This window comes from Frigoribacterium sp. CFBP 13729 (assembly GCF_014841875.1).
GTDB lineage: Bacteria > Actinomycetota > Actinomycetes > Actinomycetales > Microbacteriaceae > Frigoribacterium.
In genome coordinates, this window is record NZ_JACYUR010000002.1 from 832330 (window position 1) to 842927 (window position 10598).

At 71.7% G+C, this 10598-nt stretch carries 10 protein-coding genes; all 10 read left to right on the forward strand.

The annotated features are described in order from the left end of the window. Positions 1 to 23 precede the first annotated feature (23 nt). The 10 genes from argC to tyrS all read left to right on the forward strand — a co-directional run bounded on the left by argC (position 24) and on the right by tyrS (position 10171). Positions 24 to 1073, forward strand: coding sequence for an N-acetyl-gamma-glutamyl-phosphate reductase (gene argC / locus IFT77_RS10320; RefSeq protein ID WP_192041349.1), 1050 nt, complete (start codon positions 24 to 26; stop codon positions 1071 to 1073). After that, positions 1070 to 2227: a bifunctional glutamate N-acetyltransferase/amino-acid acetyltransferase ArgJ gene (argJ, locus tag IFT77_RS10325; RefSeq protein WP_192041350.1), complete on the forward strand. Its 1158-nt coding sequence runs from the start codon at positions 1070 to 1072 to the stop codon at positions 2225 to 2227. The genes argC and argJ overlap by 4 nt, the downstream gene beginning before the upstream one ends. Then, positions 2227 to 3225: an acetylglutamate kinase gene (gene argB, locus IFT77_RS10330; protein ID WP_192169903.1), complete on the forward strand. Its 999-nt coding sequence runs from the start codon at positions 2227 to 2229 to the stop codon at positions 3223 to 3225. Before argJ ends, argB begins: the two co-directional genes overlap by 1 nt. Next, positions 3222 to 4439 carry an acetylornithine transaminase gene (locus IFT77_RS10335; RefSeq protein WP_371741008.1) on the forward strand — a complete coding sequence of 406 codons (1218 nt, stop codon included), beginning with the start codon at positions 3222 to 3224 and terminating at the stop codon, positions 4437 to 4439. The genes argB and IFT77_RS10335 overlap by 4 nt, the downstream gene beginning before the upstream one ends. After that, on the forward strand, positions 4436 to 5356 hold the full coding sequence (argF, locus tag IFT77_RS10340) for an ornithine carbamoyltransferase (RefSeq protein ID WP_192169904.1): 921 nt from the start codon (positions 4436 to 4438) through the stop codon (positions 5354 to 5356). Before IFT77_RS10335 ends, argF begins: the two co-directional genes overlap by 4 nt. 108 nt (positions 5357 to 5464) lie before the next feature. Next, positions 5465 to 6664 (forward strand): argininosuccinate synthase, encoded by a 1200-nt coding sequence (locus IFT77_RS10345; RefSeq protein ID WP_192169905.1) that lies wholly within the window; start codon positions 5465 to 5467, stop codon positions 6662 to 6664. Then, the gene (gene argH, locus IFT77_RS10350; RefSeq protein WP_192169906.1) at positions 6664 to 8115 is read left to right on the forward strand and encodes an argininosuccinate lyase; all 1452 of its coding nucleotides are present in this window, start codon (positions 6664 to 6666) and stop codon (positions 8113 to 8115) included. The genes IFT77_RS10345 and argH overlap by 1 nt, the downstream gene beginning before the upstream one ends. Further along, positions 8112 to 8237, forward strand: coding sequence for a hypothetical protein (locus tag IFT77_RS17205; protein ID WP_255416206.1), 126 nt, complete (start codon positions 8112 to 8114; stop codon positions 8235 to 8237). Before argH ends, IFT77_RS17205 begins: the two co-directional genes overlap by 4 nt. Before the next feature lie 5 nt (positions 8238 to 8242). Then, positions 8243 to 8848, forward strand: a complete 606-nt coding sequence (locus tag IFT77_RS10355) for a DNA-3-methyladenine glycosylase (protein ID WP_192043319.1) — start codon at positions 8243 to 8245, stop codon at positions 8846 to 8848. 12 nt (positions 8849 to 8860) lie between these two features. Then, complete coding sequence (gene tyrS, locus IFT77_RS10360; RefSeq protein ID WP_123548729.1) at positions 8861 to 10171, forward strand: tyrosine--tRNA ligase; 1311 nt, start codon at positions 8861 to 8863, stop codon at positions 10169 to 10171. Positions 10172 to 10598 lie beyond the last annotated feature (427 nt).

Sequence of the window (10598 nt, forward strand, 5' to 3'; positions counted from 1 at the left end):
GACTCGACCATCAGGATGGACACATGCCTCACTCCGTAGCAGTAGCGGGCGCCAGCGGGTACGCCGGCGGCGAGCTCCTCCGGCTCCTCGCGGCGCACCCCGACTTCGAGGTCACGACAGTGACGGCGTTCCAGAACGCCGGGCAGCCCCTCGTCGCCCTCCAGCCCCACCTGCGCTCCCTCGCGCACCTCACGCTCGTGGAGACGACGGCCGAGACCCTCGCCGGGCACGACGTCGTCTTCCTCGCCCTCCCGCACGGCAAGTCCGGTGCCATCGCGGCGCAGCTGCCCGACGACGTCCTCGTCGTCGACTGCGGGGCCGACCACCGTCTGACCGACGAGGCCGCCTGGGCCCGGTTCTACGGCACCGAGTACCACGGCGCGTGGGCGTACGGGCTGCCCGAGCTGCTGCTCGGCGCGTCCGGCGGGCGTCAGCGCGACGCCCTGCGCGGTGCACGCCGCATCGCGGTGCCCGGCTGCAACGTCACGGCGGTGACCCTCGGCCTCGCCCCTGGCGTCCGCGCCGGGCTGGTCGAGGCGACCGACATCGTCTCGGTCCTGGCGGTCGGCCCGTCGGGAGCCGGCAAGGCACTGGCACCGCACCTCCTCGCCAGCGAGCTGATGGGCTCCGCCTCGGCCTACGGCGTCGGCGGCACGCACCGCCACGTGCCCGAGATCCAGCAGAACCTCCGGCTCGCCGGCGCGCAGGACGTCAACATCTCCTTCACCCCCGTGCTCGTCCCGATGTCGCGGGGCATCCTGGCGACCACGACGGCGACGCTCGCCCCCGGGGTCGGCGCCCACGACGTGCGCACCGCCTGGGAGCAGGCCTACGCGGACGAGCCGTTCGTCCACGTCCTGCCCGAGGGCGTCTTCCCCCGCACGGCCGACACGGTCGGGGCGAACACGGCCCTCATCGGCCTCGCCGTCGACGAGGCCGCCGAGCGCGTCGTCGTCGTCAGCGCCATCGACAACCTCGTGAAGGGCACGGCCGGCGCGGCCGTCCAGTCCGCCAACATCGCCCTCGGCCTCCCCGAGACCGCGGGCCTCAGCACGGACGGAGTGGCACCGTGAGCGTCACCGCAGCACAGGGCTTCACCGCCGCCGGCGTCGTCGCCGGCCTCAAGAGCACCGGGGCACGCGACGTCGCCCTGGTCGTCAACACCGGCCGCAGCAAGGCCGCCGCGGCCGTCTTCACGAGCAACCGCGCCAAGGCGCACCCCGTCCTGTGGTCGCAGCAGGTGCTGGGCGACGGCGTCGCGGAGGCGGTCGTCCTGAACTCGGGAGGCGCCAACTGCTTCACCGGCCCGTTCGGCTTCCAGACGACGCACGCCACGGCGGAGGCCGTCGCCGAGTCGCTCAGCGTCTCGGCGGGCGACGTCGTCGTCTGCTCGACAGGCCTGATCGGCGTCGGCGACCAGGTGTTCCGCGACAAGGTGCTCTCCGGTGCCCGGGCGGCGGCGACCCAGCTGAGCGCCGAGGGAGGCGAGGACGCCGCCCTCGCGATCATGACGACCGACAGCGTGCCGAAGCAGGCCGTCGTCGCCGGCGACGGCTGGGTGGTCGGCGGCATGGCCAAGGGCGCGGGCATGCTCGCGCCGGGCCTGGCGACCATGCTCGTCGTCCTGACGACCGACGCCGACCTCCCGGCGGAGACGCTCGACGCCGCGCTGCGCGCGGCCACGAGGGTCACGTTCGACCGCCTCGACTCCGACGGCTGCATGTCGACCAACGACTCGGTCGTGCTCCTCTCGAGCGCCGAGTCCGGTGTCGCCCCGTCGGCCGACGAGTTCACGACGGCGGTCACGGAGCTCTGCGCCGACCTGGCTCGCCAGCTGCAGGCGGACGCCGAGGGCGCCTCCCACGACATCCGCATCGAGGTCGTCGGTGCCGTCGACGAGGACGACGCGGTCGAGGTGGGCCGCTCCATCGCCCGGAACAGCCTCTTCAAGGCCGCCGTGTTCGGCAACGACCCCAACTGGGGCCGCGTGCTCGCCGCGATCGGCACCACGTCGGCCGCCTTCGACCCCTACGACGTCGACGTGTCGATGAACGGCGTCCGGGTCTGCCACGCCGGCGCGCCCGACGTCCCGAGCGAGACCGTCGACCTCACCCCGCGGGCCGTCCACGTGCTGGTCGACCTGCGCGCCGGCGACGCCGAGGCGACGATCCTCACGAACGACCTCACGCACGACTACGTGCACGAGAACAGCGCGTACTCCAGCTGATGGGCGCACACGAGGTGACCCACAGCGCCGAGCAGGAGCTCGCGGCCGTCAAGGCCGCGACCCTGATCGAGTCGCTGCCCTGGCTCAAGCGCTTCTCCGGCAAGGTCGTGGTCGTGAAGTTCGGCGGCAACGCGATGGTCGACGAGGCCCTCGGCCGTGCCTTCGCCGAGGACATGGTCTACCTGCGGCTGGCCGGCCTGTACCCGGTGGTCGTCCACGGAGGCGGTCCGCAGATCTCCGCGGCCCTCGCGACCGCGGGCATCCCGAGCGACTTCCGCGGCGGGTACCGCTACACGAGCACCGAGGCCATCGCCGTCGTCCGTGACGTCCTCGCCGGGGACGTCGCGCAGCAGATCGTCGGGCTCGTCAACGAGCACGGCGACCTCGCCCGCAGCGTGTCCGGCGAGGGCTCGACGCTGTTCCGCGGTCGTCGCCGCGGCACCGTCGTCGACGGCGAGGCGGTCGACCTCGGGCACGTGGGCGACGTCGTCGACGTCGACCCGTCGTCGGTGCTCGCCGAGATCGATGCCGGACGCATCCCGGTCGTGTCGTCGCTCGCCGTCGACGAGGGCGACGAGGGGTCGCTGCTGAACGTGAACGCCGACGCCGCGGCCGCCGCGCTCGCCGTGGCGCTCCGGGCGACCAAGCTCGTGGTCCTCACCGACGTCTCGGGCCTCTACTCCGACTGGCCGAACCGTGACTCGCTGGTCGCCGCCATCACCGTGTCGGCGCTCACAGACATGCTCCCGACGCTCGAGTCGGGCATGATCCCCAAGATGACGGCCTGCCTCGACGCGGTCGTCGGCGGCGTCGGGGGAGCGACCATCATCGACGGCCGCATCCCGCACTCCATCCTCCTCGAGGTCTTCACCCAGCGCGGGTCGGGCACCGAGGTCGTCCCCGACGACAGGGCCGCCGCCTACGGCGCACCCGTCGTCGACTCGTTCCCGATCACCCCGGTCGGCGACGTCAGCACCCCGCAGGAAGGACAGTCGTGACCACCACCCAGACCCCAGCCGGACACGACGAGCGCCGCGACTGGCAGAGCCGGTTCGGCGACGCGTTCATGCGCTCGCTGGCCACCCCGAAGGTGATGCTCGAGCGCGGCGAGGGCTGCGCCGTGTGGGACGTCGACGGCAAGCGCTACCTCGACTTCCTCGCCGGCATCGCCGTCAACGCCCTCGGCCACGCGCACCCCGTGCTCGTCGAGGCGATCGCCCGGCAGGCCGGCGCGCTCGTCCACGTCTCGAACTACTTCGCGACCGAGCCTCAGCTGGCCCTGGCCGAGCGCCTCCTCCGCATCAGCGGCGCGGGCGACCAGGGTCGCGTCTACTTCGCGAACAGCGGGGCCGAGGCCAACGAGGCCGCGTTCAAGCTGGCACGGCTCAACCGCGGCGACGGACGCCGCACGCGGATCCTCGCCCTGCAGAACTCGTTCCACGGGCGCACCATGGGCGCCCTCGCCCTCACCGGCAAGCCCGCGCTCCGCGGCCCCTTCGAGCCGATGGTGGCGGGGGTCGAGCACATCGACACGACGCTCGAGGCGCTCGAGGCCGCGATGGGCGACGACGTCGCGGCTCTCTTCGTCGAGCCGATCAAGGGCGAGGCCGGCGTGCTCGACCTCCCCGTCGGGTTCCTCGAGCGGGCCCGTGAGCTGACCCGCGAGCACGGAGCGCTCCTCGTCCTCGACGAGATCCAGACGGGCATCGGCCGCACCGGCTCGTGGTTCGCCTTCCAGCAGTTCGACGTCGTGCCCGACGCGATCACCGTCGCCAAGGGGATCGCCGGGGGAGTGCCCATCGGCGCGCTCGTCACCTTCGGCGCCGCCTCCGACCTGTTCGAGGCCGGCCAGCACGGCAGCACGTTCGGCGGGAACCCGCTGGCCACGGCTGCTGCGGACGCGGTCCTCGGCGAGATCGAGCGGGCCGACCTCGTCGAGGCCGCCGTCGTCCGAGGCGCCCAGATCCGTGCCGCCGTCGAGGCGATGGACTCGCCGCTCGTCGCCGGCGTCCGCGGGCAGGGCCTGCTGATCGGCATCGGCCTGACCCAGCCGATCGCCGCCGAGATCTCGTCCCGGTGCCTCGAGGCAGGCCTGATCGTGAACGCCCCCAACGACTCCAGCATCCGTCTCGCCCCGCCGCTCATCGTGGGCGACGCCGAGATCGCCGAGTTCTCCGCCCTCTTCTCCCGCGTCCTGAAAGGTCTCGAATGACCCGCCACTTCCTCCGCGACGACGATCTCAGCCCCGCTGAGCAGCTCGAGGTCCTCGACCTGGCCGACGCCCTCAAGCGCGACCGCTGGTCGCAGCGCCCCCTCGAGGGGCCGCAGACGGTCGCCGTGATCTTCGACAAGTCGTCCACCCGCACCCGGGTGTCCTTCGCGGTCGGCATCGCCGACCTCGGAGGCAGCCCGCTCGTGATCGCCACCGCGAACAGCCAGCTGGGCGGCAAGGAGACGCCGTCCGACACCGCGCGCGTCCTCGAGCGCATGGTCGCGGCCATCGTCTGGCGCACCTACGCGCAGTCCGGCCTGGAGGAGATGGCGGCCGGCACGACCGTCCCGGTCGTCAACGCGCTCAGCGACGACTTCCACCCCTGCCAGCTGCTGGCCGACCTGCAGACCATCCGCGAGGCGAAGGGCACGCTCGCGGGCCTCTCCGTCGCCTTCGTCGGCGACGGCCGGAGCAACATGGGCCAGTCGTACCTGCTGGCCGGCGCCACCGCCGGCATGCACGTCCGCATCGGCTCGCCGGCGGGCTTCCAGCCCGAGCAGCACGTCGTCGACGACGCGGCCGCGATCGCCGCCACGACCGGCGGCTCCGTCCAGGTCGTCGACGACGCCGCGGCCGCGGTCGCGGGCGCCGACGTCGTCGTCACCGACACCTGGGTCTCCATGGGCAAGGAGGACGAGAAGGACGAGCGCGTCGCCGTGTTCGGCGGCTTCAAGGTCGACCAGGCGCTCATGGCGCGGGCGGCCGACGACGCGATCTTCCTGCACTGCCTCCCCGCCGACCGCGGGTACGAGGTCGACGCCGACGTCATCGACGGCCCGACCAGCGTCATCTGGGACGAGGCGGAGAACCGCGTCCACGCCCAGAAGGCGCTCCTCACCTGGCTGCTCTCGCACTGAGACAGCAGCGGCGAGCCTGCAGCAGCGAGCTCGCAGCACCGGCCGCCCGGCCACGAGGCCGGGCGGCCTCCCGATAAGATCACCCACACACCACACTCAAGGAGAACCATGGCGGAACGCGTCGTCCTCGCATACTCCGGAGGTCTCGACACCTCCGTCGGCATCGGCTGGCTCGCTGACGCGACCGGCAAGGAGGTGGTCGCCCTCGCCGTCGACGTCGGACAGGGCGGCGAGGACATGGACGACATCCGTCAGCGTGCCCTCGACTGCGGTGCCGTCGAGTCGGTCGTCGTCGACGCCAAGGAGGAATTCGGGCGCGACTACCTGATGCCCGCCCTCAAGGCGAACGCGATGTACCAGAAGACCTACCCGCTGGTCTCGGCCCTCAGCCGCCCGCTGATCGCACGCCACCTCGCCCGTGTCGCGAAGGAGCTCGGCGCCGACAGCGTCGCGCACGGCTGCACCGGCAAGGGCAACGACCAGGTCCGCTTCGAGGCGGCCGTGGCCGCGCTCGCGCCCGACCTGACGAGCATCGCGCCCGTCCGCGACCTCGCCCTCACCCGCGACAAGGCGATCATCTACGCCGAGCAGCACTCGCTGCCGATCCGCCAGAGCGCGGCGAACCCCTACTCGATCGACAAGAACGTCTGGGGCCGCGCGGTCGAGACGGGCTTCCTCGAGGACCCGTGGAACCCGCCGATCGAAGACCTGTACGAGTACACGCAAGACCCCTCGGTCATCAAGGACGCCGACGAGGTCGTCATCACCTTCGAGGCCGGCGTGCCCACCGCGATCGACGGCGTCCCGTACACGCCGCTCGGCATCGTGCAGAAGATGAACGAGCTGGCGGGCGCTCACGGCGTCGGCCGCATCGACGTCGTCGAGGACAGGCTCGTCGGCATCAAGAGCCGCGAGGTCTACGAGGCTCCCGGCGCCGTGGCGCTCATCCAGGCGCACGAGGCGCTCGAGGCGCTCACGATCGAGCGCGACCTCGGTCGCTACAAGCGCGGCGTCGAGGCCGAGTGGTCGAACCTCGTCTACGACGGCCTGTGGTTCTCGGGCCTGAAGCGCTCGCTCGACGTCTTCATCGACGACACGCAGAAGTACGTCTCGGGCGAGATCCGCCTCAAGCTGCAGGGCGGCCGCGCGGTCGTCACGGGCCAGCGGAGCGACCAGAGCCTGTACGACTTCGACCTCGCGACCTACGACACGGGCGACACGTTCGACCAGTCGCTGTCCAAGGGCTTCATCGAGATCTGGTCCCTGCCGAGCAAGATCTCGGCGCGTCGCGACCTGGCGCAGCAGTAGTGGTCGACGCGACCCCGGGCCAGAACCAGCGGGCGGGGGAGGCGGGTGCCCTGTGGGGAGGCCGCTTCGCCTCCGGCCCCGCCCCCGAGCTCGCGGCCCTGAGCAAGTCGACGCAGTTCGACTGGCAGCTCGCGCCGTACGACATCGCGGGGTCACGGGCACACGCCCGTGCCCTCGCGGCGGCGGGGTACCTCGACGGCGCTGAGCTCGACGGCATGGTCGCCGCCCTCGACCAGCTCGAGGCCGAGGTCGCCGACGGCTCGTTCGTGGCGGCGGAGTCCGACGAGGACGTGCACTCGGCGCTCGAGCGCGGCCTGATCGGCATCGCCGGCGCCGAGCTCGGCGGCAAGCTCCGCGCGGGCCGCAGCCGCAACGACCAGATCGCCACGCTCGTGCGTCTCTACCTGCGTGACCACGGTGCGGCGATCGGCCGTCTCGTGGTCGTGCTCGTCGACGCGATCGCCTCGCAGGCCTCGGCTCATCCCGATGCCGTGATGCCCGGGCGCACGCACCTGCAGCACGCGCAGCCCGTCCTGCTCGCGCACCACCTCCTCGCCCATGCCTGGCCCCTGGTCCGCGACCTCGAGCGCCTGCGCGACTGGTCGCGTCGTGCGTCGGCCTCGCCCTACGGCGCCGGCGCCCTGGCGGGCAGTTCGCTCGGCCTCGACCCGATGCTCGTCGCGACCGAGCTCGGCTTCGAGCGCACCACCGAGAACAGCATCGACGCGACGGCCAGCCGTGACGTCGTGGCCGAGTTCGCCTTCGTGGCGGCCTCGATCGGCATCGACCTGTCACGCCTCGCCGAGGAGGTGATCCTCTGGTCGACGCGGGAGTTCGGCTTCGTGAAGCTGCACGACTCGTTCTCGACCGGGTCGTCGATCATGCCCCAGAAGAAGAACCCGGACATCGCCGAGCTCGCCCGGGGCAAGTCGGGGCGGCTGATCGGCAACCTCACGGGCCTCCTGGCGACGCTCAAGGGCCTCCCGCTCGCGTACAACCGCGACCTGCAGGAGGACAAGGAGCCGGTGTTCGACTCGGTCACCCAGCTCGAGGTGCTGCTGCCCGCGTTCACGGGCATGATCGCCACGCTCGAGTTCGACGAGGCCCGCATGGCCGAGCTGGCGCCGCAGGGCTTCTCGCTCGCGACGGACGTGGCCGAGTGGCTCGTGCGCCAGGGAGTGACGTTCCGTGACGCCCACGAGATCAGCGGCGAGCTGGTGAGGTTCTGCGAGCAGCACGGGCTGGAGCTCGACGAGCCGACCGACGCGCAGTACGCCGAGGTGTCGTCCCACCTCACCCCCGAGATCCGTGCGGTCCTGACCGTGCGCGGCTCGATCGGCAGCAGGCAGGGCGTGGGCGGGACGGCTCCCGAGCGCGTCGCCGAGCAGCTGGCCGAGCTGACCGAGCGCGTCGCGCACCTGGTCCGCGACCTCGACCCGGTCTCGGCGTGACCGAGCCGCGTCGACCGCGGACCCCGCGTGCCTGGCTGCTGCCCGCGGTCGTCGCGGTGTGCGTCGTCGTCCTCGTCGCGGTCGTCGTGATCGCGACCGCCTCGGGCCAGCGGTTCTTCTGAACGAGGTGACCCGGCTGCTGACGCGGCCGGCCCTCGAGGTGGGCCCGCTCCTCCTCGGCTCGGTGTTCCGGGTCGGGGAGGTGGCGGTCAGGCTCACCGAGGTCGAGGCGTACCACGGCCAGGGGCAGGATCCCGGGTCGCACGCGCACCGCGGGCCGACGCCGCGGAACTCGAGCATGTTCCGCGAGGGCGGGACCCTCTACGTGTACCTGTCCTACGGGATCCACCGGTGCGTCAACATCGTCTGCGGCCCTGAGGGCTACGCCTCCGGGCTGCTGCTCCGCGCGGGCGAGGTCGTCGACGGTCTCGACGTCGCTCGGTCGCGCCGGGCATCCGCCCGGAACGACGCCGAGCTGGCGAAGGGACCCGGGAGGCTCGGGTCGGCGCTCGACATCGGTCTCGACGACGACGGCAGCACCCTGGGGCACGGGCGGTTCTCCCTCGAGCTGCCGACCGGTGCCGCCGGCGAGGTCGTCGCCGGTCCCCGCGTCGGCGTGTCCGGCCGGGCCGGGACCGACGAGTTCCCGTGGCGGTTCACGCTCGCAGGTGAACCGTCGGTCTCGGCCTGGCGGCCCGCGGTCAGGCGCGGCGGCGGCACGTCCGCACGCTGATACCGTTCTCGGGTGAGCAGCGAAACAACGGCCGACGTCCTCGCCGGCCAGGCCAACGACCCCACGTTCGACGACGTCTGGGACGAGCTGCAGTGGCGCGGCCTGGTCCACGTCTCGACGGACGCCGAGGCGCTGAAGTCCGTGCTCGCCGGCCCGCCGATCACGTACTACTGCGGCTTCGACCCGACCGCGCCGAGCCTGCACCTCGGCAACCTCGTGCAGCTGCTGCTGATGCGTCGCCTTCAGCTGGCCGGCCACCGGCCGCTCGGGCTCGTCGGCGGTTCGACCGGCCTGATCGGCGACCCGCGTCCAACGGCCGAGCGCACCCTGAAGACACCTGAGCAGACCGCCGAGTGGGTGACGCGGATCCGCGTGCACGTCGAGAAGTTCCTCGCCGCCGAGGGAGAGAACGGCCTCCGAGTCGTGAACAACCTCGACTGGACGGCGCCGTTGTCGGCCATCGAGTTCCTCCGCGACATCGGCAAGAACTTCCGGGTGGGCACCATGCTCAAGAAGGACGCGGTCAGCGCGCGCCTCAACTCGGACGCCGGCATCAGCTACACCGAGTTCAGCTACCAGATCCTGCAGGGCCTCGACTTCCGTGAGCTCTACCGCCAGCACGAGTGCGTGCTGCAGACAGGGGGCAGCGACCAGTGGGGCAACCTCACCAGCGGCACCGAGCTGATCCGTCGCACTGAGGGCGTCGCGGTGCACGCCATCGGCACCCCGCTGATCACCAACAGCGACGGCACCAAGTTCGGCAAGAGCGAGGGCAACGCCGTCTGGCTCGACCCCGAGCTGACGAGCCCCTACGCGATGTACCAGTTCTGGCTCAACACCGACGATTCCGACGTCGTGTCCCGGCTGCGGGTGTTCACGTTCCTCGACCGAGCGGCGATCGAGTCGCTCGAGCGAGCGGTGGCCGACGAGCCGTTCCGGCGGGAGGCGCAGCGCACGCTCGCGTGGGAGGTCACCCGCCTGGTCCACGGCGAGGCCGCCACGCAGTCGGCGATCGACGCGGCCGCCGCTCTCTTCGGGCAGGGCGACCTCGGTGTCCTGGACGAGGACACTCTCCGCAGCGCGGTCGCCGAGCTCCCGTCCGCGGAGGCGGACTCGACCACCACGGTGGCGCAGGCACTGGTGGCCACCGGGTTGTCGGCATCTCTCGGTGCCGCCCGCCGGAGCACCGGCGAAGGCGGGGTATACCTGAACAACGTCCGCGTGGTCGACGCGGATGCGCCGGTGGGGGAGTCCACCCTGGCCGGCGGGACCGTGGTCCTGCGTCGCGGCAAGAAGACGCTCGCCGGCGTGACGGTCCGCTGACCCGCCCTGTTCCGTGACGACGAAGGCCCGCCCCTCTGCAGGGGCGGGCCTTCGTGCATCCGGCGACCGCGAAGGGTGATTCGTGGGGTCAGCCGCGTCACTGAACGTGTCCCTGGAGGCCGTGTGCGGCCCTCTGGCGGCCGATCAGGGCCTGGACCCTTGAATTTCCGGGCTTCGAGGTTGCGACACGCCCGGGATGCGGCAGGGTTTGGACGATGTGCCTGGTGTGCCTGTAATGTTTCCTCTTGTCACCACGGAGGTGCGGCGGAGCGAAGCTCCACCGGCCACCAGATGACATTGACCTCCAAGTCCTCGAGTTGCTGCTGGTTCTGCTAGCTGGCCTCGGACCAAGTGGGTTGCGAACACTGATCCAGATGGTGTAGCGTCATGGCTCGTCGTGAGAACGACACCGGCTCTCAGGAGTCGA